General features: G+C 58.8%; 18 protein-coding genes. 13 read left to right on the forward strand and 5 right to left on the reverse strand.

Annotated features, from left to right (window positions below; genetic code table 11):
• Positions 1-6: 6 nt before the first annotated feature.
• Positions 7-1269: a cytochrome P450 gene (locus tag MUY37_RS02640; protein WP_006834190.1), complete on the reverse strand. Its 1263-nt coding sequence runs from the start codon at positions 1267-1269 to the stop codon at positions 7-9.
• Between the two features lie 201 nt (positions 1270-1470).
• Here MUY37_RS02640 and MUY37_RS02645 point away from each other — a divergent pair, with 201 nt between their 5' ends.
• The 11 genes from MUY37_RS02645 (at position 1471) to MUY37_RS02695 (ending at position 15787) form a co-directional block, all read left to right on the forward strand.
• Entirely contained in the window at positions 1471-2199 is a 729-nt protein-coding gene (locus MUY37_RS02645) for a FadR/GntR family transcriptional regulator (RefSeq protein WP_006834189.1), read from the forward strand.
• Positions 2200-2249: 50 nt separating this feature from the next.
• On the forward strand, positions 2250-3392 hold the full coding sequence (locus MUY37_RS02650) for an NAD(P)H-dependent flavin oxidoreductase (protein ID WP_006834188.1): 1143 nt from the start codon (positions 2250-2252) through the stop codon (positions 3390-3392).
• A gap of 80 nt (positions 3393-3472) precedes the next feature.
• Positions 3473-4165 carry a Coq4 family protein gene (locus tag MUY37_RS02655; protein ID WP_006834187.1) on the forward strand — a complete coding sequence of 231 codons (693 nt, stop codon included), beginning with the start codon at positions 3473-3475 and terminating at the stop codon, positions 4163-4165.
• Positions 4162-5334 (forward strand): thiolase C-terminal domain-containing protein, encoded by a 1173-nt coding sequence (locus MUY37_RS02660; RefSeq protein WP_006834186.1) that lies wholly within the window; start codon positions 4162-4164, stop codon positions 5332-5334. The genes MUY37_RS02655 and MUY37_RS02660 overlap by 4 nt, the downstream gene beginning before the upstream one ends.
• Positions 5331-5807, forward strand: coding sequence for a Zn-ribbon domain-containing OB-fold protein (locus MUY37_RS02665; protein WP_006834185.1), 477 nt, complete (start codon positions 5331-5333; stop codon positions 5805-5807). Before MUY37_RS02660 ends, MUY37_RS02665 begins: the two co-directional genes overlap by 4 nt.
• Before the next feature lie 6 nt (positions 5808-5813).
• The gene (locus tag MUY37_RS02670; protein ID WP_063506922.1) at positions 5814-7064 is read left to right on the forward strand and encodes an acyl-CoA dehydrogenase family protein; all 1251 of its coding nucleotides are present in this window, start codon (positions 5814-5816) and stop codon (positions 7062-7064) included.
• Positions 7064-8155, forward strand: coding sequence for an acyl-CoA dehydrogenase family protein (locus MUY37_RS02675; protein ID WP_050599567.1), 1092 nt, complete (start codon positions 7064-7066; stop codon positions 8153-8155). The genes MUY37_RS02670 and MUY37_RS02675 overlap by 1 nt, the downstream gene beginning before the upstream one ends.
• A 63-nt stretch (positions 8156-8218) precedes the next feature.
• A complete protein-coding gene (locus tag MUY37_RS02680) occupies positions 8219-9829 on the forward strand; it encodes an acyl-CoA synthetase (protein ID WP_006834182.1) in 1611 nt (536 codons plus the stop codon).
• Positions 9826-11463, forward strand: coding sequence for a flavin-containing monooxygenase (locus MUY37_RS02685; RefSeq protein WP_063506924.1), 1638 nt, complete (start codon positions 9826-9828; stop codon positions 11461-11463). The genes MUY37_RS02680 and MUY37_RS02685 overlap by 4 nt, the downstream gene beginning before the upstream one ends.
• A gap of 5 nt (positions 11464-11468) precedes the next feature.
• The gene (locus tag MUY37_RS02690) at positions 11469-12431 is read left to right on the forward strand and encodes an alpha/beta fold hydrolase (RefSeq protein ID WP_499193881.1); all 963 of its coding nucleotides are present in this window, start codon (positions 11469-11471) and stop codon (positions 12429-12431) included.
• 419 nt (positions 12432-12850) lie between these two features.
• On the forward strand, positions 12851-15787 hold the full coding sequence (locus MUY37_RS02695; RefSeq protein ID WP_006834179.1) for a TonB-dependent receptor: 2937 nt from the start codon (positions 12851-12853) through the stop codon (positions 15785-15787).
• A 440-nt stretch (positions 15788-16227) separates the two neighbouring features.
• Here the strand turns inward: MUY37_RS02695 and MUY37_RS02700 are convergent, their stop codons facing one another.
• Genes MUY37_RS02700 through MUY37_RS02710 form a run of 3 tightly spaced genes read right to left on the reverse strand, consistent with a single transcriptional unit; the run spans position 16228 to position 20437 of the window.
• Positions 16228-17715: an efflux transporter outer membrane subunit gene (locus MUY37_RS02700; RefSeq protein ID WP_006834178.1), complete on the reverse strand. Its 1488-nt coding sequence runs from the start codon at positions 17713-17715 to the stop codon at positions 16228-16230.
• Between the two features lie 37 nt (positions 17716-17752).
• Positions 17753-19306: a DHA2 family efflux MFS transporter permease subunit gene (locus MUY37_RS02705; protein WP_006834177.1), complete on the reverse strand. Its 1554-nt coding sequence runs from the start codon at positions 19304-19306 to the stop codon at positions 17753-17755.
• Positions 19307-19309: 3 nt separating this feature from the next.
• Positions 19310-20437 (reverse strand): HlyD family secretion protein, encoded by a 1128-nt coding sequence (locus tag MUY37_RS02710; RefSeq protein WP_063511170.1) that lies wholly within the window; start codon positions 20435-20437, stop codon positions 19310-19312.
• Positions 20438-20614: 177 nt separating this feature from the next.
• Between MUY37_RS02710 and MUY37_RS02715 the strand changes: the two genes are divergently transcribed.
• Both MUY37_RS02715 and MUY37_RS02720 read left to right on the forward strand, forming a co-directional pair.
• Positions 20615-21091, forward strand: coding sequence for a MarR family transcriptional regulator (locus tag MUY37_RS02715; RefSeq protein WP_225082872.1), 477 nt, complete (start codon positions 20615-20617; stop codon positions 21089-21091).
• 23 nt (positions 21092-21114) lie between these two features.
• Complete coding sequence (locus tag MUY37_RS02720) at positions 21115-22014, forward strand: MlaD family protein (RefSeq protein WP_082850750.1); 900 nt, start codon at positions 21115-21117, stop codon at positions 22012-22014.
• Positions 22015-22755: 741 nt separating this feature from the next.
• Here the strand turns inward: MUY37_RS02720 and MUY37_RS02725 are convergent.
• Positions 22756-23082 (reverse strand): site-specific integrase, encoded by a 327-nt coding sequence (locus tag MUY37_RS02725; protein WP_499193882.1) that lies wholly within the window; start codon positions 23080-23082, stop codon positions 22756-22758.
• Between the last annotated feature and the right edge of the window lie 53 nt (positions 23083-23135).

Here is a 23135-nt window from a genome sequence, read left to right on the forward strand (position 1 = left end):
CGAGAGTCAGCGGGCGCGGAGCCGCACCGGCAGCCTGGTGATTCCGCGGACGAGGTTTGAAAAAAGACGCTCTGGTTCACCTGTAACCTCGACCCGGGAAAAGCGCTTGTGAATTTCTTCCCAGATGATCCGCAGCTGCAGTTCCGCGAGCCGGTTTCCCATGCAGCGGTGAATGCCATAGCCGAATGAGAGGTGATGGCGCGGATTTTTGCGGTCGATGATGAACTGGTCCGCGCGCTCGATAGCACTCTCGTCGCGGTTGCCTGACAGGTACCACATCACCACCTTGTCGCCCTTCTTGATCTGTTTGCCGCCGATCTCCCAATCTTCCAGCGCGGTGCGGCGCATATGAGTGAGGGGGGTCTGCCAACGGATGATTTCCGGAACCATTTTGCTAATGAGCGAAGGATCCGCGTCGAGTTTCGCGTACTCGTCCGGGCTTTGGTTCAAGGCGAGCACGCCGCCGCTGATGGAATTGCGTGTTGTGTCGTTTCCACCGACGATCAGCAGCATAAGATTGCCGAGAAACTCGAGGAACGGCATGTCGCGCGTGGCGGGAGAATGAGCCATCATCGAGATGAGGTCGTTCTTCGGCTCCTCGTTTATCCGTTCGTCCCACAGAGTCTTGAAATACATCGCGCAACCGATGAGTTCTTCGCGCCGCGCCTCGTAGGATTCGACGATCCCGGTTTCAGGTGCCGCAGTTGCTACATCGGACCAGCGCGTCAGCTTGCGCCGCTCCTCCCAAGGGAAATCAAACAAGGTTGCCAGCGTCATCGTCGTCAACTCGATCGCAACCTTATCCACCCAGTCGAAATCTTCGCCAATCGGGAGTTCATCGAGAATCTCTCCCGCGCGCTTGCGGATGATCGGCTCGAGCAGTTGCAGGTTGGACGGAGCCACTGCCGGAGTCACCGCCTTGCGCTGCTGATCGTGCTTGGGCGGGTCCATCGCTATGAACATTTCAAGTTCGAGCGCGCCTTCCACCGAATGCATGTCCTGGATTGCAATTCCGCCTAGCTTCGCTTCCGAAGAGAAGACCTTATGATTGGTGTCCACCGCCATGATGTCGTCGAACTTGGTAATGGACCAGTAAGGGCCGACATAGCTCTCGCGGCAGTAGTGGACAGGTTCTTCGGCGCGCAACCTGTCAAAAAATAGACCGATGGTATCGTTCTGAAACAGGCTTGGCCGGGCCACGTCGATTTCCTCGATCGGAATTGACGCGATCCTCGCCGCGGCATCCGGCTCGGCGATCTGGCTGTCCATAAGAACTATTCCTTCTACATCTCAGGCCTGATCGGCCTTCAGTCATCCTTAAGGGAGACATCTCGTGCAGTCAATAAATCGTATACTCTTTTAGTCCCTTGCAGACACCAATCCCATCGGATAGTGTGCCGATCCAACGAAGGTTTGCTAATATCCTTATACTTTTTATTCGAGAGGTGCGGGTGTGCTGATGAGTGGCGGATGTCAGCGGTGAAGAAGGCCAAGCGTGCCCTTTCTCTTGCGCAAAGCATCGTGCGGGACATCGAGGCGGGTCGCCATAACCCGGGTGACAGGCTTCCGCGCGAGGATGAAATGCTCGCGCGTTACGAGGTTGCGCGCGCAACTTTGCGGGAGGCTTTGCGGTTCCTGGAATTGCAAGGGGTCATCCATCTCCAGCTCGGCCGTGGTGGAGGTCCCGTCGTAGCCCGTCCGCAGACCGGCGATTTTGCAAGCAGTTTGTCATTGATTCTGCATTTCATGGAAGCCGATTTGCGTGGTTTGCTTGAATTGCGCGAAGCAATTGCTCCCGATGTCGCAGGGTATGCAGCCCAGCGTGCAACTACCGCTGATCTCAGCGCGTTGGCAGGGTGTCTGGCGGAATTGAGGCATCATGAAGCCTCTGATCAATTCGAGGAACTTAATCGCAGATTTCACGACTTGTTGGGTTGGGCGAGCGGCAATCCGCTGTTCGGTTTGCTGACCTCTGCGATGCATCTGTTGACCCGCGAGTTTTCCCATTCGCTGGGATATTCGGCACAGGAACGGGCGGTGCAGATGAAGTTTCTGGTGCGGGTGCTCGAGGCAGTGCGGACTGGCGACAGCGCCGCGGCCCGTCAAGCAATGAGCCGGTTGGTGGCCGGCTCTGCCGTCTATCTTTCGGAGCGCAGCCCCGAGCTGGTCTCGCAGCGGGTGCGGTGGGGGCAGCTGTAGAATTTTCAATAGTTTGAGTGTGCGTTTAGGCAAGTGGCTGGAGAGGAAGAATGGCGTTGAAGAGCCGAATATGCGAAATGCTGGGGATCCGGTACCCGATCCTGCTTGCCGGGATGGGCGGAGCGAGCGTTCCGGCGCTGGCGGCTGCGGTTTCGAATGCCGGCGGGCTCGGGGTCCTGGGTGCCGCGGCGTGTTCGCCCGATCAGTTGCGTGACTGGATTCGCCAGACCCGGGAATTGACCGACAAACCTTTCGGTGTCGATACGCTGCTCCCCGCGTCGGTCAGGCGCGGCTCTGCCCCTCAAAGCGGTGCTGCACCCCAAAATCCCATGGATCTGATGGGTGAATATCAGCAGTTCGCGCGCGACTTCATGGATCGTGAAGAGCTTCCGGAGGTCGATGCTGCCGCCGCCATGCGGGCGGCGGGCGCGCCTGAAATGGGCAAGGGCGGCCCGCAGTTGTTCTCGAAGGAATTCTTTGAGGCGCAGATGGAAGTGGTGATCGAGGAAAAGGTGCCGGTTTATGCTGCCGGCCTTGGCAATCCTGAACCGTGGATGGATCGGCTCCATGCCAATGGCACCAAGGTCATGGCGGTGATCGGCAAGGTCAAGCACGCCGAACAGGTCGTCGGGTCGGGCATCGACATGATCGTCGCGCAAGGGCACGATGGCGGAGGTCACAACTCGCCGATCGGGACTATTTCCTTGATTCCCCAGGTGGTCGACGCCGTTGGCGATCGTGTTCCTGTCCTTGGGGCCGGCGGTATCTCGGATGGCCGGGGTGTTGCCGCTGCGATGATGCTGGGGGCAGAGGGCGCGTGGGTCGGCACGGCATTTCTCGCGACCGAGGAAGCGGGCATCGAGCGCTTCCAGAAAGAGGCGATCACCGAAAGCGGCGATGCCGATACGGTCGTTAGTCGATCGCTTACCGGCAAACCGGCGCGCATGATCCGTAACAAATGGGCCGACGCCTGGGTGCAGGCCGGAAAGGAGCCTCTGCCGATGCCCTATCAGTCGATGATCTCCGGCCCGGTCATGGCCTCCGGGATCAAGGCAGAGCGCAAGGATGTCATCCCCGGCTTCGCGGGGCAAGGCATCGGCCTGATCGATTCGATCCGGCCTGCCGCCGAAGTGATGCGCGACCTGGTCGATGGAGCCGAGAAGGCGTTGGCGTCCGCTGGTATCTACAAGTGAAGCGCAGGAGGCAAGAAGATGGCTTACGCCAAAGGTCATGAATTGCGCCGCCCCGTAGAGCCTCTCAGAGCGCTGGGGCAATGAGGCAGTTGATTGCCGACAAGGAGGATACGGCGCAGGTGTTCCGTATCGTCAAGGCATTGTCGGGCAATTCCTATTATCGGAATTTCAATCGCTTCATGAAGTCGAGCGATGGGCGGCGTATCGCTTCCGACCGGGCCGACCTACTTGAAACCTTGTGCGATCGCAAACGCCTTGCGACCTGTGCGTCTGGCACGCTTGGCCGAGCCTACCTCGATTTTGTTTACGGGGAGGGTCTGACAGCAGAAGGTCTGGCGGAAGCCAGCGAGGCCGGAGGTCTGGAGGACCTCGGCGACCCCGATGTTTCCCTCTATCGTCGGCGCCTTCGCGATTCGCATGACCTGTTTCATGACGTCGCCGGATACGGCAGGGACGCACTGGGCGAATTGTGCGTGCTGTCCTTCGGAAACGCGCAATTCTATAATCACGGGATCGCTTTCATCTTGGGCGTCGGCATTCCCAAGATGAAACTGGAAGCTGCCCAGTTGCCAGTGGCGCGCGCTGCATTTGAAGCGTGGCGCCGGGGCCGGGCTGCAGCCGATCTGACCACCTTCTACTGGGAAGAAAATCTCGATCGTCCGTTGGAGGATGTCCGCCGCGAGTTGCGACTGCGTCCGCCGGAGACCTATCAGAGGGTGCGCGCTCTTTCCGAACAGCTCGAACGCGATTACCAGGCGGTCAGGCAGGCATGAGCTTAAGCGACAAATCGGCCATCACCGGAGTGGGCGAAACCGCTTTCGTGAAAGGCACCGAGAAAACCGCGGTCGACATGATGCTGGAAGCATCGCGCAAAGCCATAGCAGATGCAGGGCTGAAGCCGTCGGATATCGACGGCATGGTTCCTCCGCCGATCTACACCACCTCGGAAGAGATGGCGGCTAACCTCGGTATCGAAGTTCTGCGCTATGCCTCTACGGTCCACATGGGCGGGGCGAGCCCTACCACGGCACTCCAGAACGCCGCGATGGCAATTGCCAGCGGCTTATGCGACCATGTGCTGGTGACGCTCGGGTGGAACGGTTATTCCGCCTTGCGGCCCAAGCCTGGCGCACCGCCGACGCGGCCGATGAACATGAACACCCTGACGAATACGATCCAAGGCTATTACATTCCGTATGGCGTGTTCCTGCCGGTGCAGATGTATGCCTGGCTCGCCACCCGGCACTCCCGAATTTACGATATCGGCCCGGAAGCGATGGCGGCCGTTGCACTGGCGTGCCGTCGCCATGCGCAGATGAATCCGCAGGCCTTCACTTATGGCCGGGAACTGGATGCCGAAACCTACCATTCCGCGCGCTGGATATCCGAACCCTTTCGCCTCTACGATTGCTGTCTGGAGACTGACGGGGCATGCGCAGTCGTGGTTTCGCGAATAGACCGCGCCAGGGACATGCCGCATGTTCCCGTGAGCATCGCCGGTGCGGCTGAAGGGCATCCTTACCCCGCCGACGATATCCCTTCGCGTCCCGACCCCTTCAAGATCGGCCTGAGCTACGCCGCGCCGCGCGCGTTCGAAATGGCGGGGGTCGATCGCGAAGACATGGATTTTCTGCAGATCTACGACTGCTTCACCTACGTGGTTCTCCTTCAGCTGGAGGCCCTGGGCTATTGCGAACCAGGTGGACAGGCAGAGTTCGTCGCGAATGGCCAGATCGAGCTGGGCGGGCGCTATCCCGTCAACACCCATGGCGGCCTGCTGAGCGAGGCCCATGTTTGGGGACTGAACCATGTCGTCGAGGCGGTGCGTCAGTTGCGCCACGATTGTGGGGAGCGGCAGGTCGAAGGCGCCCAGACCGGCCTGGTGACCGGCTGGGGCGATCTGGGTGACGGCAGTATAGCGATTTTGAGGAGGTTTGCGTGAGCGACGAGAAAGATCTGCCGCCCAAGATGCGCCCCTCGGCGCAGGCCGCACCAGCCAAGCCAAAGCCGCGCCCGCAGGATCCGGTGGAGCAGGAATTCTGGAACCGGTGTCAGGACGGCAACCTTTACTTCCAGCAGTGCGAAGGATGCGGCAGTTTTCGGCATTTGCCGCGCTATATGTGCGCCCGATGCGGTTCTCCTGAATGGTCGTGGGAGCGTAGCACCGGCAATGGCACGCTGTTTTCCTGGACGGTGACCCATCAGGCACTGCATCCCGCCTTCGCCGGCGAGATTCCCTTCATCGCTGCGGTGGTGGAACTGGAGGAGGGAGTGCGCATGGCAACCCGGCTGGTCGATTGCGCGCTCGACGAGCTTGAGCTCGATCTGCCGGTCACGCTGGATTTCGAGCCGATCTCCGAAGATTTTCGCCTGCCAGTATTCCGACCCGTCGCGATCGCGCGCGCAGAAGGATAGACCAAGATGGATCTCGACTACGGACCCCAGTATGACGCGTTTCGCGAGGAAGTGCGCCAGTTCCTGCAAACCCACGGTCACCGCGCACCCGATGGCCAAGGCCGTGCCGCGCGCCCTTCCCCCGAAGCCGTCGAATGGCAAAAGCTGTTGATCCTGCATGGTTACACGGCGCGTACGATTCCCAAGGAATACGGCGGATACGGAGCCGAACCGGACATCCTGAAATCGCGGATCATTGCCGAGGAATTTTCGCGCGCTGGCATCCCCGCAGGCCTTGCGAACCAGGGCATTTCCATGCTCGTTCCCACGCTGCTGGAACTCGGAACCGAAGCCCAGAAACGGCAATGGATCGAGCCGACCCTAAATGGCGAGATAGTCTGGTGTCAGGGATATTCGGAACCTGGAGCGGGATCGGACCTCGCCGCGCTCAAGACCAGCGCCCGCGTCGAAAATGGCGACTTTGTCATCAACGGACAGAAGATCTGGACCAGCACGGCCAAGCAGGCGGACATGATCTTTTGCCTTGTTCGGACCGAACCGGACGCGCCCAAGCACGGCGGCATCTCCTACTTGATCTTCTCGATGGACACACCAGGGATCGAGGTCCGACCACTCAAGACCATGACCGGTCATGCCGAGTTCAATGAAACGTTCTTTACCGACGTGCGGGTTCCCCTGGATCAGATCGTCGGGCAGCGCGGGCAGGGGTGGTACGTGGCCAATGCCACACTGGGCCATGAACGTGGCATGCTGGGCGACCCCGATGCACTGGAAAACCGGCTCCAGGCGCTGGTCAGGCTGATGCAAAAAGAACGCATCGGCCAGGGTTGCGCAATGGACAACGCCGTTCTGCGTGACCGGCTGGTTGCATTGCAAGCCGAAGTCGCGGCGATGAAATTCAACGGCATGCGCATCCTGTCGAACAGCCTTAGGGGGGATGCCGGCGGCATGGCGAAACTTGTCGTGAAGCTGCAGAGCTGTGAGCTCGCCCATCAGATTTCCGCGCTCGCGATCGACGCAATGGGCGAGATGGGCATACTCTATCACGGAAGCGAGCGCGAGCGCGAAGACGGTGCCTGGCAGTGGAACTACATGTTCCAGCTTGGTCTGATCATCGGTGGAGGCACCGCCCAGATCCAGAAGAACATCATCGCCGAACGCGGGCTGGAAATGCCGCGCGAACCCAAGTTCGCAACGCCTCCCGCCGTCGAACAGGCGACGGCCGTTGCAAGCGGGCAGAATAAGGGAGCCGCCTGATGGATTTCGGACTTTCGCAAGACCAAGAGATGCTCTGCGACGCGATCAGCCGCACTCTTGCTGATACTTGTCCGCTCGATCATGTGCGCGAATGCGCGGAGGGCTCGGTTCCCTTCAGCGACAACGTGCGTTCGGCGCTGGGCGAAATCGGCATTTGGGGAATGATGGTTCCCGAGCAACATGACGGGCTCGGGATGACAATGCTCGATGCCGCCGCTGTGGCCGAGCAGCTCGGCTATGCCGTCGCGCCGGTGCCTTTTATCGGTGCCCATGTACTGGCACCCCTTGCGCTGGCACAGGGCGGTAGCGAGGAGTTGAAGGCGCACTGGCTGCCGAGGATAGCGAAGGGCGAGGCGCAAATCGCCGTCGCGATCGCGGAAACGGTGGAGATCCGGGACCGGGCAGGCGTGGACTTCGACGGCGCAAAGCTCGACGGAACGGCTTTGTTCGCGCTCGACTTCCTGGAAGCCGACGCGTTTCTGGTAGCCGATACCGCCGGTCGTATGCACTTCGTAGCTGGCGATGCTGCGGGTCTGGAGAAGGTTGCTCTCAAAACGATCGACCGCACCCGGAGCGTAGGGGAGCTGCGGTTTTCTGGCGTAGCGGGCGAGGCTCTCGCGGACGATGGTGGGGCCACAGTCAGGCGCCTGCGGGACGCCGGCCGGGTGCTCCTGGCCGCCGATAGCCTCGGTGCGGGCCAGGCTATGATCGAAAAAGCGGTCGACTATGCCGGGCAGCGCGAACAGTTCGGACGAGTGATCGGCAGCTTCCAGGCGGTCAAGCATATGTGCGCGGAAATGGCTGCCCGCCATGAACCATGCCGTTCGCTGGTCTGGTATGCCGCCCATGCGTTCGATGCGACGCCCGACGAGGCTTCGCTGGTGGCATGCCATGCCAAATCACATACGGGCGAAGTCCACCGTTTTGTCGCCCGAACCTCAACCGAGGTGCATGGGGGGATGGGTTTTACCGATCTCCTAGGTCTGCATTTCTGGTTCAAGCGAATCGGTTTCGACCGCCAGGTTCTGGGAAGTCCCGAAGCGGTCCGGGCCGAAGCAGCGGCCTTGCAGGGGTGGACGCAGGTCGCATGAGACGATGAATTAGGCGCACGCTACCGACAAAATCGTGGCCACCAAGGAGAGAGGAATTAATACGTGATCGACTGGAACCTTGGCGACATCCTTGATGCAATCGAACCTGCGGTCCCGGAAGATGCTCCGGCGCTGATTCACGGCGACCGGATCATTAGCTGGCCCGAAATGTCGAAGCGTTCGAACAATTTGGCGCGCAATCTGCGCGCGCAAGGTGCAGGCGACGGGGCGAAGATAGCCTTCTACATGCGCAACCGTTCCGAATACGGGGAATTGATGGCCGCGTGCTTCAAGGGCCGCCTCACGCACGTGAACATCAATTATCGTTACCGTCCCGAGGAGGTTTTCTACATCTTCGACGATTCCGATAGCGAGGTAATTGTTTACAGTTCCGAGTTCCGCGACTGCATTCTTGAACTGAAGGAACGGTTGACCAAGGTTCATACATTTGTAGAAATCGGCGATGCTTCGCAGATCGCTTCCTTCGCGCTTCCTTACGAAAAACTTGTAGAAGGTAACGGCGCGCCTCTCGATATCGAGCGTTCTCCGGATGACCTGCTGTTCATATATACAGGCGGTACCACCGGCATGCCCAAGGGCGTGATGTGGCGACACGATGATATGCGCAAGGCTCAGCTCGACGCGCAAAAGCTGCTGGGTCCGGTTCCCCAGACCATGGAGGAAATGGTGGCCCTGGTGAAGCAGGGCGAGCTTGCGCGCATCACTTTGCCGGCGTGCCCGCTGATGCATGGAACCGGGTTCATTACTGCTATTGGCACGCTCATGTCGGGCGGGGCCATCGTCACGCTGTCCGATCCATCCTTCGACGCGGAAGAATTGTGGGATGCGGTGGACCAGCACAAGGTGCAGAGCATCGCCATTGTCGGTGACGCTTTTGCCAAACCCATGCTGCAGGCGCTGGACGCCCACCCGAAGCGCTGGGACACGAGCAGCCTGATTTCGATCATCTCGTCCGGCGTCATGTGGAGTAAACAGGTAAAGGCGGGCCTGTGCAAACATATCCCCCAGGTCATCCTCATGGACAGTTTTGGCGCTTCGGAAGGGCTGGGCTACGGCTTGTCGGTGACGACCGCACAGGGCGGCACCAACACCGCGAAATTCGGGATCGGGGAATTTTGCGACGTATTCGACGAGAACGACCGGAAGGTCGAGGCGGGGAGCGGCGTGCCCGGCTTTATTGCCCGCAAGGGCGCAATCCCCACAGGATACTACAAGGACCCGGAAAAGTCGGCCAAGACTTTCAGGACGATCGATGGCGTGCGTTACTCCATCCCGGGCGACTGGTGCCGGGTGGAATCCGATGGAAGCCTGACCTTGCTGGGCCGCGGCAGCGTCTGCATCAACACCGCAGGTGAAAAGGTTTACCCCGAGGAGGTGGAGGAAGTGCTCAAAACCCATCCCGCCATTGCCGACGCGCTTGTCGTCGGGGTGCCTGACGAAAAATGGGGCGAAGCGGTGACCGCTGTGGTGCATTTGACCCAGGATGCGGACTTCGACGCGCAAGCGATCAAGGATCACGTGCGCCAGCAACTGGCAGGTTACAAAACGCCCAAGGCGATTTGCCCAACGCAAACCGCCTTGCGCGCGTCAAACGGCAAGGCGGATTATACTACGGCTAAAGACATCGCGAAAGCGGGTGCCGGGGCCTCGTGAGCCATTCGCCCCCTCCTGACTATGATGTCGTAATCGTCGGGGCCGGGTTCAGCGGAATATACCTGCTTTACAAGCTGCGTCAGGCGGGGTTCGATGTTCTGCTGGTAGACGCAGCGGAGCAGCCGGGCGGAATCTGGTACTGGAACCGCTATCCGGGAGCACGGGTCGATTCCCAGGTTCCACTTTACGAATTTTCCATTGCGGAAGTATGGAAAAGCTGGACGTGGAGCGAACGATTTCCAGGCTGGGAAGAACTGCGCGCCTATTTCCTCCACGTCTGCGATACGCTCGACCTCTGGCCGGCAATGCGAATGAAAACACGGGTCGAAAGCGCGCCGTTCGATGAAGACACCGCCTGCTGGCGATTGAAGCTCGACGATGGCGGAAAAGTAAGCGCGCGTTTCCTCTTGCCGGCCCTGGGGTTCGCCTCGAAACCCTACATTCCCGATATCCTGGGCCTTAGCGATTTCGAAGGCGAATGGTGCCATACCGCCCGCTGGCCGCAGGAAGGCATCGACCTTTCCGGCCGCCGGATCGCCCTGATCGGCACGGGTGCCAGCGGCGTACAGGTGGCGCAGGAGGCGGCAAGCTGCGCGGAGCAGCTGACGCTTTTTCAGCGAACCCCGATTCTCGCCCTTCCCATGCGGCAGGAAAAACTGGACGCTGATCGTCAGCTTCGCGAAAAATCCGAATATCCCGCTGTCTTCCACAAAAGGCTTACGACAAGTGGCGGTTTCGAATGCCAATCGCTGGACATCTCGGCCCTGGCTGTGACCGAGGAAGAGCGGACTACGCATTTCGAGGATTTGTGGCAGCGAGGAGGGTTGCGCTTCTGGTATCATAATTTCGCTGACATACTGACGAACGAGGACGCCAATCGCCACGCCTACGAGTTCTGGTGTGACAAGGTGCGCGAGCGGATCTGCGACCCGACCATTGCCGAGAAGCTCGCTCCCGATGAGCCGCCACATCCCTTCGGGACCAAGCGACCATCGCTCGAACAGAATTATTACGAGATCTTCGCACAAGACAATGTTACGCTGGTCGATCTGAACGACACCGCGATCACTCGCGTCACCGAGGCCGGGATAGAAACAGCCACTGGCATGATCCCGTGCGATCTCATTGTCTTCGCGACCGGCTTCGATGCCGGTCGTGGCGGGCTCATCGACATGAACATCACCGGCCGCGGTCGGCTGGCGCTGGCAGAAGCATGGAAGAGTGAGATCAAAGCCTATCTGGGCATGGCCGTCGCCCAATTTCCGAACATGCTGTTCGCCTACGGCCCGCTCAGCCCTTCAGGCTTTTCCAACGGTCCGACAAGCGCCGAAATCCAGGGTGACTGGATCTGCGATTTCCGGATCTGGCTGCGCGATAACAGGATCGGCCTTTTCGAAGCCGATGCGCTGGCCGAGCGAAGCTGGACCGATATGGTCGCCCAAGTAGGGTCGATGACGCTCTTCCCCAAGGCTGAATCGTGGTACATGGGCGCCAATATTCCCGGCAAACCCCGACAACTGATCAATTTCCCCAGCGTATCTGGTTACGCCGATCTATGCCACGATGTCGCACGGCACGATTATCGTGGTTTTATCAGGAATACACTATCCGGTATGGAGACTGCGCCGAAATGAATGAAATGAAACCAATCCACGACGGGTCAACAGATATTGATCCCGTATGGGCCGGCGACGGGGCGGATATACCCGAATGGTTCGCCTGGGCGCTGAGCGTGCCCCGTGAGGAAGGCTTCGTAGAGGTTGGTGGCGCGCGGGTGCATTATCTTCGCTGGGGCAGGCGTGACCGGCCCAAATTGCTCATGACTCACGGTTTTCTCGCCCATGCCCGCTGCTTTGCCTTCATCGCACCGTACCTTGCCGAAGACTACGACGTGGTGGCGTTCGATCTGGCCGGTATGGGCGATAGCGAGATGCGCGGCGTGGCCGATATAGCTGCGCGGGGAAAGGAATTTGTCGAGATCAGCGAAGCGCTCGATTTGTTTGCGGATGGAAGCAGACCGACGATCATCGCCCATAGTTTCGGCTCGGGTGCAGCGCTGACCGCCGTTTCCCAATCGCCGGATGCCTTCGCCGGCGTTATTGTCTGCGATCTCATGGTGATGCGGCCCGAAAAGCTGGAGAAATACTGGACCATGGGCAGATCGAGCCCCGGGTCGGGTAATCCTGACAAACCGGTGCGACGCTACCCGACCTACGAAGCGGCGCGCGAGAGGTATATCCTGTCGCCGCCGCAGGCAGTTGGTGAGCCGTTCCTGATGGATTACATGGCCTATCACTCTCTCCGCCGCGATGGCGAGGAGTGGACATGGAAGTTTTCTCCCGAAGTGTTCCGGCGCAGCAACAAGCCCGACGAATGGCTGACAGTAGGCCAGAGGCTGGTCGATGCGCCCGGGCGCAAAGCGATTGTGTACGGCGAGAAAAGTCAGCTCTTTGATCGCGATTCCGCCCGCTATATCCGGGAACTGGGAGGGGGAAAGATACCAATTGTTGCAGTGCCCGATGCACGCCATCATCTCATGCTGGATCAGCCGCTCGCGTTCGTCGCTGCGCTTCGGGCGGTACTGGCCTTTTGGAGCCTCTGAGATCCCCCATACTAAGAGGCTGGTTCCTGGTCAGAGGCCAGCGAGATGGGGGCAAAGGGCGTCCATATTCATCTTGTACTATATCCGAACTATTGTCGCCGTCGGCACGGCGAACGCTTCGTTGGTCTCGATGCCAGCTGGGGCAAAAGCTTTATCGGGAGCAACTCGCTTAGCGCGCCAACCATTGCTGATCTTTAGCAAACGTTCACTCCGCGTGCGATCTGGATCGTGGCCCATGGGGTCAAAAGATAAGGCGCTTTACTAATATCACGCGGATGTATATGCCCATGGACGGGGATTGGGCTAATTCTCTCCCTCTCCTCTCCACAGACTAAGGGGCGACCCTCGAGGTCGCCCCATTTTGCAGTAAGCGGCGGAGCCAATTATCGTCGCACTGAAGAGATGGGAAGGGATGCTATATGACACTGAGAGCGATGGTGCTCGCCACTTCGGCCATCTTGGCTTGGCCGCAGATGGCTTTAGCGCAGGATCCCACAACTGATGAGGCGGAACCCCAAGGATCCGTAATCATCGTTACGGCCCAACGCCAATCTCAAAGTCTGCAAGAGGTGCCGATCGCGGTCAGTGCCTTCGATGCTACGGCTCTCGAAAGCCAGCAGATCGAAAACGCTGCTGACCTTCAATTGACGCTCCCGAACGTCTCATTTTCGAAGGGCAACTTCACCGGGTCGTCCTTCACCATCCGTGGTATCGGCGATCTTTGTGTTGGTGTGACGTGTGACGCAGCGACGGCTATCCATATCAATGGTTCCCCTCTTTTTGGTACCCGGCTGTTCGAAACAGAATATTTTGACCTTGAGCGAATTGAGGTCCTACGGGGGCCGCAGGGCACCCTCTTCGGCCGCAACGCTACCTCGGGTGTTGTCAACCTTGTGACAGCCAAGCCTGACCTCGGTTCTTTCGGCGCGGCCGGAGAGTTCGAGTATGGGAATTACAACAGCATCAAGGCCGAAGGGATGGTCAATGTCCCGATCGGCGATTCTATCGGCGTTCGGGTAGCCGGATTCTTTCTGAATCGCGACGGTTACACCACAAACCTTTTCGACAATTCGGATGTCGACGACCGAGACATGTACGCTGTTCGTGGTTCTCTTCGTTTTGAACCCGGTGCCGATACCACTCTCGACTTCATGGCATATTATTTCAGGGAAGATGACACCCGTTTACGTAATCAAAAGCAGGCCTGCCAGCGTGACCCGCTCGGCGTGCTGGGTTGTCTGAACAATCGCCGCGACTTTGACATCACCAATGCCAATTCCACAGTCGGCGCAACGCTCAGTTCGCAAGAGTTCTTCGCTATTCAGGGAATTCCCTCAGTACTGGGATTGGGAAGCCTGTACGGCCCCGACGCATTTGCAGGATTCGATAAGCCCGACGATGTGCGCACGGTAAACACGGCGTATACTCCATTCTATTTTGCCGATGAAGTGCAGCTACAGGCCCGTCTCGAGCAGCGCATCGGAGCTATGACACTGACTGCAACCGGTCTTTATCAGGACACCGAAGTCGATTCCCGGCAGGACTACTTTCTGGGCATTCAGGATCGTACCGGCTTTGCTACGGCCTTGAACGTGTTGTCCGGCTTCGCGGCCAACGGTTTGCCTACCGGCCTCCCCGCACCTGCACCGGCGTTCGTGCCAGGTTCGTCGGCGTATTTTACCCCGATTGTGGAGGCTCTCATCCCCAATGGCCCAGGGGGCGTATTGTGCACCTCCGATAACGATGATGGGAACAGGGGCGCGTTCGAAGGTAATGTATTGTGCGGCGAAACGCCGCTATCCTTCGACAGGTCTTCAGAGCAACGCGAATCCTGGAGCGGCGAAATCCTCCTTTCCAGTGATTTCGACGGAGCATTCAATTTCCTGCTCGGAGGGATCTATGCAAAGTCCAAGACTACCGACAACAGTTACTATGTAAACTCATTCGCGCTTGACTACGCCAGTGCCATTCTGGGATCGTTTGGTACTTTGGCAGGCGGTGCACCGCCATCCTACTTCGCAACATCCATGTACCGCAACAATTCTCTCGAGGCTAATCTTGAGAGCTTCGGTGTGTTCGGGGAGATCTACGTCGACCTGACCGAGCGTCTGACCTTCACCGGAGGTTTGCGGTATAACGACGACAAGAAAGACGTGACTGCGCGCACGACCTTGATTAGCTTCCTCAATCCTTACGCGAATGACGGGGAGCCGTTCGACAGCCCGATCACTCCCTTAACCGGTCCCTCTGGTCTTTTTGATGCCGATCCTGGTACGCCAGGTGAGCAGCTAACGCAATTTAGAGAAGTAGGTTTCGATGAAATAACCGGGCGTGCGGTGCTCGACTACGAAGTTACGCCTGACAATTCGATTTACGCATCTTATGCCAGGGGCTATAAATCCGGGGGTATCAACCCGCCCCTTTCGCCCGTTTTCGATGTGGCTGAAAGCTTCGGATCAGAAACCATCGACGCATTTGAAATCGGATCGAAAAATACCTTTGCGAATGGCGCACTGCAATTAAACGCTACTGCATTCTACTATAAGTATAGCGGGTTGCAGCTTAGCCGCATCGTCGCCCGTACCTCAGTTAATGATACTATCGATGCCGATATCTGGGGTGTGGAACTAGAGTCCGTTATCCGGCCCGATCCCGATTGGCTTGTCAACTTGACGTTCAGTTATCTCAACGCGGAAGTTGCCGGCGACCAGTTCTTCTCCAATCCGCGCGACCCGGGTGGCGGCGATCCTGATGCCGTCATCATCAAGGATATTAGCAACGGTGCTAATTGTGCCGTAACCGGGCCAGCCCCCGGCGCGGCCGACGCATTCGTGGCCGGAGTGAACGCAGCTCTGGGTCTTCGTGGTCCCGAAGAATTTCCTAATGACGGCAATCTTGCGTCAAGCGGCGCATTCAGCATTTGCGATGTCTTGGCCGGAGCCGTTCCGGCGGGCAGCGGCCTTGCGGTATTAAGCCCTGGCGTAGAGGTCAACATAAAAGGGAACAAGTTGCCGCAGGCCCCCGAAATGAAGGTTTCGATGGGTGTGCAGTACACCGCCACTTTCGACAATGGCATGACTCTGGTTCCTCGCGTGGACGTAGCGCTGACTGGTGAGCAATACGGCAATATCTTTAACGGCAGGGTCAACCGGATCGAGCCATTCGTGCAAGCCAACGCGATCGTGCAGTTGAACAGTGCGGATGAGCGTTGGTTCGTGCGCGGATTTGTTCAGAACATTTTCGACAGCAGCTCGGTGACAGGATTGTACTTGACCGACGCATCCTCGGGGAATTTTACCAATATCTACACTTTGGATCCTCGTAGATATGGTGTTGCTTTGGGGTTCAGTTTCTAACAGGTCCAGATCGTGTTGGCGGGGAGATCGGTGGTCCTCCCAACGACCCGAACGGACAGTGCCAGCTAGTTCGTATTTCGACCCATGACTTTATAGCTTTTCCAGAGCGGCGTAATGCTCGATGACCGCCTCGTAAGCCTACCGACGAGGCGGTCATCGAACCGGCCAAATGCGAGCTGCACTCGAAATGCCTGTACGATCGCTCGTTGATGTCGCTACGAGATGCTCGCGGAAAGCTTAAGGCCTTACATAGAAACGACAATGAAGAGTCACCGAATAGTGCAATCGGGATATCCGATGGTGATACTGGCAAACGCACTCTGCGAAAGGCGGAAACATGCTGACCCCTATGATCCAAGATTGGGTCGTAGTGCACGAGGTGCTGACGCGTTAGGAAAAGTTGGAAGGGGCTGCGGGGCAGACTTCTGAGAAAACTTATCCTAACTCTGTTCAGGTTTCATAACTGATTTTCGATCGACCGGAGCTGGCTCAACCGACGTGCGATTGTCGCGAGACAATTCGACCCATCCCAACCCAAGCGACTTCTGGATCGCGATCCAGCCATTTGTCATGGCGGCGATCGCCCGATCGAGATTTGCTCTGGCCTGTTCGCGCTTGCGGATCGAAGTGTTGAGTTCGCCTTGCGAGATTACCCCCGCGGCGCGGCGTTGCTCGTTAAGCTCCGCAGCCGTGTCGGCCTGCCGACTGATCTGCGCCAGCGCGGCTACGTTGGCTCTTTGTTGCCCGAACCGAGCAAGCGATTGTTCGGCGTCGCGTAGTGCGCCCAGGACCACTTCAAGATAGCGCGCTTCGGCCTCGTCGCGCGCACTCTCGGCCTGATCGATCGATGCTGCCGTGCGGCCGAAATCAAGCAGGTTCCACTGCAGCCGCGGCAAAGCGATTGCCGATAAGTTGCCCGGGTCCAGGATGTCGTCGGGCTCCGATCCGCCCAAACCGAGAATCCCCATGAAGGAAATCTTGGGGAAGCGAGCAGCCTCTGCCACGCCAATGCGCGCATTCGCCGCGGCCAGCATGCGTTCGGCGGCTCGAACATCCGGCCGCCGCGCTATTAGCGCTGCGGGATCGCCCACCGCGACCCGTTCGGGGGGAAGCGGAATTTCGGCCTGAGCCGCCAGGAGCCCGTCGAGTGCGCCGGGCGCTTCGCCCGTCAGCACCGCGAGCGTGTCTTTGAATACATCGATGTCCGCTTGAGCTTCCGCGATCTGCGACTTGAGCAGTTCGAGCTCGGCGTTCGCGTTACCGACCGGGAACAGCGCGAGAGCGCCCTGTGTATAGCGCTGATAGGTCAGTTCGAGAATTTGCTGCTGCAAGTCGCGCTCTCGCTGGACAAGCTCGAGCCGCCCTTGCGCTTCTCGCAGGCTCACATACGCCCGCGCGATTTCGGCGGCGAGCTGGACTTTCGCATCCTCGGCGTTCGCCACCGAGGCCGCAGCCTGAGCGTTAATGGCCTCGACACGCCGTGCCTGCCCCCCAGCGAAATCGATCTCCCAGTTTGCATTGAGCCCGACGTTGTAGACGCTGAGGCTGTCCTGCTCTTCGGTGTCTGCAGGAGCGCCGGGCGATCCCGGGGGCGGGCCACTGCCGATATCTAGCCCTGGGATATTCGCCTGGACCGCAGTCGCCTGCGCAGCCACGGCGGGTAGCCGGTTGGCGCGCTCCTGGCGGACAGAAGCCCTTGCCTGTTCGATGCGAGCGCGCGCCGCGGCCACGCCCGGATTGCCGACCAGCGCGCGCGCCTCCAGTTCATTGAGAACCGGATCGCCGAGCAGCGTCCACCAGTCGCCGGCAATCGGCGCAAACGGATCGATTTCGGGGCCGGCGCGTACGAACGCATTGCCTGCGGCGGTCGCAAGTTGCGGGGGACCGGCATAGTCGGGACCGGACATGCAACCCGCGAGGAGCGCCATGGGAGCGAGGAGGGTTAGGGTCTTGCGCATAGAGTTCTCAGTGCATCGAAAGGGATAAGTTCTTCGGGAGAGGCTTGAGGAACAGTACCAGCGGCACCGTGACCAGGGTAATCGCGCCCATGGCGAAAAAGACATCGTTGTAGGTCATCACGAACGCATCGCGCTGAATGATGCCGGAAAGCATCTCCAGCGCGGCCTGTGGGCTGCCCAGCGACGCCGTCATGCCGTCCAGGTATTCCTGTAGCCGGGGGCTGTTAGCGTTGAGGGTTTCTTCCATGCGTCGACTATGATGCCACTGGCGCTGATCCTGGAACGAGGCAAGCCCCGCGAGCGCGAACGAGCCCCCGAGGTTTCGCGCCGCGTTGAAGATGCCCGAAGCATCGCCGGCATCCTCCTTGGCAACCGAAGCTACCGTCGCCTGGTTGAGGAACATCATCGTGAGGATCATGCCGATGCCACGCAGGAACTGGCTTTCGGTGAACACTCCACCTCCCGATTCCGCTGTCAGATTTATGCTGACGAAACAGCTTAGCGCCATGATGAACATGCCCGCGCCGACCGCAATGCGGATGTGAATCCTGCGGATCATGAACGGGAGAACGGGCATCAACAGGAAAGCCGGAACGCCCATCCAGAAGATCACAAGTCCGGTCTGCAAGGCATTATAATCGGAAATTATCGCGAGAAATTGCGGGATCACGTAGGTCGAGCCATACATGACCATGCCAAGCGCCAGTGCCATCACCACGACGCTGGCAAACTGCCTGCTGAGCATCAGGCGCAATTTGAGCACGGGTTTGCGCGCGTAAAGCTGTCCGTAGGTCAGAAGTGCAAAACCCACGACCGTCATCAGTGTGAGCTGGACGATCAGCGTGGAATCGAACCACTCCTCGCGGTGGCCTTCTTCCAGAACGATGGTCAGCCCACCCAACCCAAGGATCATACCAGCTATTCCCGCCCAATCAGCCTCGCGCAGGTAAACCCAGTCGGGCTTTTCATGGGGTAGCCCGATGAATAGTAAAGCAAGGAGCAACGCGCAGACGGGCACGTTGACGAAGAAGGCGTAGTGCCAGCTCAGGTTCTCGGTAAGCCAGCCCCCCACCAACGGGCCCATTACCGGCCCAAGAACCACGGTCATTCCGAAGAGCGCCATGCCGATCGGCTGTTGCGATGGAGGCAGTCGCTTTGCGACGATGGTCATAGCGGTTGGAATAAGCGCGCCGCCCATGAACCCTTGACCGGTGCGACCGATGATCATCGTCGTCAGATCGGTGGCAATGCCGCACAACACCGAAAAGGCCGTGAAGGCAGAAACCGCGACGATGAGCAGCGTGCGAAGGCCGAGCAGTCTTTCCAGCCACGCGCTCAGAGGGATGATGATGATCTCGGCAACAAGGAAGGCTGTCGCGATCCAGGTGCCTTCGGTTCCGGTCGCGCCGATTTCCCCCTGGATCGTCGGCAGCGCCGAATTGACGATCGAGATGTCAAGCGTTGCCAGCATCGCCCCCAGCGCACCGGCGGCTACGGCGATCCAGGCCGTAGCATCGGCCTTTTCGACCGGCGGCGAAACCGCTGCAGCGGCGCCTGCCATCGGTCAGTCTCCGGCCGCGTTGCGGATCGAATCGAGTTGGTCTCTAGCGGCGCGCGTATCGACACTCGCGACAACAGACATGCCCGGCACCAGCAGACGCAGGATCTCGGGCGAAGCCTGAATGGATATGCGCACCGGGACGCGCTGAACGATCTTGGTGAAATTACCCGTCGCGTTTTGCGGAGGTAGGATCGAGAATTCTGCCCCGGTCCCGGGGGCGATGCTTTCCACTCTTCCTAATAGCTCGAGGTCCGGCAGCGCGTCGATTTCCAAGGTGACGGGTTGCCCCGGGCGGACAAGTCCGAGCTGCGTTTCCTTGAAATTTGCTGTCACGTAGAGGCGGTCGGTCGGTACGAGGCTCATAAGGCGTTGGCCAGGCTGGACAAATTGTCCAGGTCGGACCGTGAGGTCACCCACCCGCCCGGAAATACTGGCCTGGAGCGTGGTCGATGACAGGTTCAGACGGGCGGCCTCGAGTTGCGCACGAGCGGCGTTGGCTTGCGAATTGGCCTGGTCTATCTGCTCGCTAAGCGTGTTCTGTCGGCGCTGTGCCGCCGTGAGCGCGGCGCGCGCTGCCGCGACTTGAGCCTGCGCTTCTCTGGCCTGGGCCTCCAGCTGATCGAGCCTCTCGCGCGGCTCCGCTCCCGAAGCGGCAAGGGGGCGGTACCGGACAACCTGCTCAGCAGCGAGACCAGCCTGTGCAGATGCTGCTGCGAGCTGTGCACGGGCCTGGGCAATTGCCGCGTCCTGCTCTTGTTGCTGGGCGCGTACCGTATCTGCTCCGGCGAGCGACGCGGCGATCTGGGCTTCGACCTGGTTCGTTTGGGCACGATAATCTCGCACGTCCAGCTGGACAAGTGCATCGCCCGACGCGACCGTTTGATTCTCCGTCACTAATACGCGCTCGACGTAGCCCGCAATTTTGGGGGAGATGATGACGCTGTCGGCGGCAATATAAGCGTTGTCGGTGGACTGCTGGAATCTGCCGTACGTCTGATGATTGTAATACCAGTAGCTCCCGGCGAGCAGGACCAGAATGCCGGCGATCAGCAGACCCAGCCGGACCCGCGGACTGGACAACCCCGTCGGACGTGCGCCTTCATCGCTAGCCCCTGCTGTCTCGTCCGCCATGATTATTTCGCTCCTCGCCATCGTTTGAGCCGCTGCGCGAGCGATATAGCGGCCAAAACAAAATGCGAAAGTCCTTTACTATTTTTCTCCGATCGATAGGAATGTCTCATGCCAGAAGATGAGGGCACTCTCGCACTCGACAATGTCATCACCCACGATGATCGAGCGATCTTCATGATGGACCAGATCAGCCGCGCCGCGCGCAAGGCATTCGATGACCGAGCACAGCCGCTGAGCCTCAATCGTACGCAGTGGCGTGTGTTGGCGCAGCTCATCAGAGCTCCTGCCCTGAACCAGACGGACATCGCCAGGAGACTTGAAATCACATCCTCCAGCAGCGGCCTGGAAGACATGACGCCTTCGCGCTTGAGTGACCGGACGCGGCTTGCGCAAGTCATAGCAATATTCGGTCGCCACGGGCGGGGCGGCATCACGCCCGTGTTGGGACTAGGCCGATCTCAAACCAAAACACATTCGACGCGCCCGGATGCCCCGCTCGTGGCGATTGCGCCAGGGGACGAACCTCGGTCATGTTCTATAGCGGACAACCGAATGGAGCATGCGGGACGCGAACTTTCATTGCACCGGCCCTCTGCCGGACGAACAAACCGCTGGCGGCGTGCTAGATGGAAACTAACGCAAACTTCTCCCTAGTGGCGTGGATCGTTGGCATTCTGATGCTTACGACCATCGCTTTCGCGATGTGGCTAATCGATCCCAGACCAAATCAGGAAACATATCAGATCAAGTTTGATCGCTCCGTGGAAGGCCTTCAGTCGGGATCGACTGTAACACTATCGGGAGTCCCTGTGGGACAGGTAACATCGGTCCGTCTGGCGGAAAATGAACCGGAAAACGTGGTCGTTGTTCTGACTCTCGATCCTTCTGCGGCGAAAGTCCACGGCCTTGAAGCGACAATCAGCACGGATCTGATAACTGGAGAGGCTGCGCTCGTGCTCGAGGGCCGACGGGGTCGTCAGGGCATTTACACCGACAAGTCAGGAAAAAAGATCATTCCCGCCGCGGACGAAACCGGACTATTGGGGAGGGATGCGACCGCCACTGTAGAGACCGTGGCAAATAGCATTCGCGCTCTGAACGAAGGACTGGAGCCAGAAAAGCAACGGGTGATCACCTCCGATCTTGTCCGGCTTCGAGTCACGACGGCCGCACTCGCATCGGACGCCGAAGGTTGGGACGAACGATTGGCCTCAACAAAAGGAAGATTGTTAGACTTAGGGCAAAGGGTTGGTGGATGGGGAAATAATCTTCGAGATGCAGATCGGCGGATCTCAGGGCGGAGCGCTTCTGCTATCGCGCAACGACGCCTTCGCCAATTCAGGGAGGGGGTGCAGAACGCTGAAAACAAACTTTCCCAGATAAGGAGTGGCATTCCGGCGGTCGAAGATTCTTTGGTTGAAGGTGAAACGGACCTTCGCGAGCTTAGTCGCGAACTTGCTCCTCTCAGTGAAAAAATCGAAGATATTCAGGTTGAGGGAATTACATCAAATCCTCCCCTCCCAGACTATCGGCCAAAAAGAAGAGAAGCTGGAACGAATATCGATGATTTAAAGTAAACCGAACGGATGACTGCTTCCGGGCAGAGCGCGCAGCCCGTAGAATAGCGGAGATTGGAGCGCAAAGCGGATAACGACCTACTCCGCGGTCAAGTTTGAAATTGAAATTCCGAGTCCTAAAAAAGGCATCGAACCAATACATTAGAGGGATTTTGCGGGCCTTTTGCGGGCTTTTCAGCTTGACCGAAATATCTAAACATCAGAAATTAAACGGAAAAGAAGTTCGAATGTGATGCCTCTTCTGGGCACCACCATTTTCGAGAGCACTGAAAACACTGGAAAGTCGTCCTCGCGACGGTCCACTTCCAGCACCTGCTACGAAGTTCTGCTACAGCACGACGGCCAAAGCTCAGCCGAAAACCCGCACGAACGCGCCAGTCATCAACCAGCAAACTGCTATCTGGCGTGAAGCGTCAGATGTCGGAGGTCAATGTCTGCGAAATCGAGCTTCGAGATTGCATCACGCAGTGTTTCAACTCGATAACCACTGCCATAGTTTTCGGACACCGCTCTCGAAATCGCTCCCGCCGTCCAGCCTCCCAGCAGCGTTGCGATATCGTGCTCGATGCAAGCGGCACGAAGCTCATCGCGAAAATTATGGCGGAACGAGTGGACGCTCGTTCGCTCGCGGCTCGCTCCGCAGTTGCGTAGAAATTGCGTAAACCACTTTGAGAAGGCGACCGAGCGAGAGCCCTTCTCACCTACTTCGATGTCGTCGAACAGCTTGATTGCGCCCTCTCGTCATTTCCCCTCGGCAAAACTCAGGAGTCCGTAATCGATCAAGCGCTTGTGCAGCGGCACGACGCGGTCACTCGCCCCCGTCTTCAAGCGCTTGTCACTGCTGCCTTCCCGCGACGCAACAGAGATGACCATCGATGGAATGCCGTTGGCTTTCCGAATGTCGGTCACATCGAGTTGGCAAATTTCGCCGGGCCTCGCACCCGTATGCAGGCCAATGAGTGGAATCCAGATGCGGGCGTTTCCCGGGCGCTCCGTCCCAAGCTTGTTGTAGCCACGACCGCCATCAAGACATCCGACATACAGTGGTGAATTGAATATGCGCCTCAACTGCTCAGGCGAGAATTGGTATCGAGAGGCAGTTCATCCGCGAGCCTTGCCAT

Source organism: Qipengyuania sp. ABI-127-1 (genome assembly GCA_022953095.1).
GTDB lineage: Bacteria > Pseudomonadota > Alphaproteobacteria > Sphingomonadales > Sphingomonadaceae > Qipengyuania.

What these genes read in the sequence shown, in the direction of transcription:
- MUY37_RS02640 (WP_006834190.1), bottom strand. Translation starts at nt 1,269, where the DNA reads ATGGACAGCCAGATCGCCGAGCCGGATGCCGCGGCGAGGATCGCGTCA.
- MUY37_RS02645 (WP_006834189.1), top strand. Translation starts at nt 1,471, where the DNA reads ATGTCAGCGGTGAAGAAGGCCAAGCGTGCCCTTTCTCTTGCGCAAAGC.
- MUY37_RS02650 (WP_006834188.1), top strand. Translation starts at nt 2,250, where the DNA reads ATGGCGTTGAAGAGCCGAATATGCGAAATGCTGGGGATCCGGTACCCG.
- MUY37_RS02655 (WP_006834187.1), top strand. Translation starts at nt 3,473, where the DNA reads ATGAGGCAGTTGATTGCCGACAAGGAGGATACGGCGCAGGTGTTCCGT.
- MUY37_RS02660 (WP_006834186.1), top strand. Translation starts at nt 4,162, where the DNA reads ATGAGCTTAAGCGACAAATCGGCCATCACCGGAGTGGGCGAAACCGCT.
- MUY37_RS02670 (WP_063506922.1), top strand. Translation starts at nt 5,814, where the DNA reads ATGGATCTCGACTACGGACCCCAGTATGACGCGTTTCGCGAGGAAGTG.
- MUY37_RS02675 (WP_050599567.1), top strand. Translation starts at nt 7,064, where the DNA reads ATGGATTTCGGACTTTCGCAAGACCAAGAGATGCTCTGCGACGCGATC.
- MUY37_RS02690 (WP_499193881.1), top strand. Translation starts at nt 11,469, where the DNA reads ATGAAACCAATCCACGACGGGTCAACAGATATTGATCCCGTATGGGCC.
- MUY37_RS02695 (WP_006834179.1), top strand. Translation starts at nt 12,851, where the DNA reads ATGACACTGAGAGCGATGGTGCTCGCCACTTCGGCCATCTTGGCTTGG.
- MUY37_RS02700 (WP_006834178.1), bottom strand. Translation starts at nt 17,715, where the DNA reads ATGGCGCTCCTCGCGGGTTGCATGTCCGGTCCCGACTATGCCGGTCCC.
- MUY37_RS02705 (WP_006834177.1), bottom strand. Translation starts at nt 19,306, where the DNA reads ATGGCAGGCGCCGCTGCAGCGGTTTCGCCGCCGGTCGAAAAGGCCGAT.
- MUY37_RS02710 (WP_063511170.1), bottom strand. Translation starts at nt 20,437, where the DNA reads ATGGCGGACGAGACAGCAGGGGCTAGCGATGAAGGCGCACGTCCGACG.
- MUY37_RS02715 (WP_225082872.1), top strand. Translation starts at nt 20,615, where the DNA reads ATGGACCAGATCAGCCGCGCCGCGCGCAAGGCATTCGATGACCGAGCA.
- MUY37_RS02720 (WP_082850750.1), top strand. Translation starts at nt 21,115, where the DNA reads ATGCTTACGACCATCGCTTTCGCGATGTGGCTAATCGATCCCAGACCA.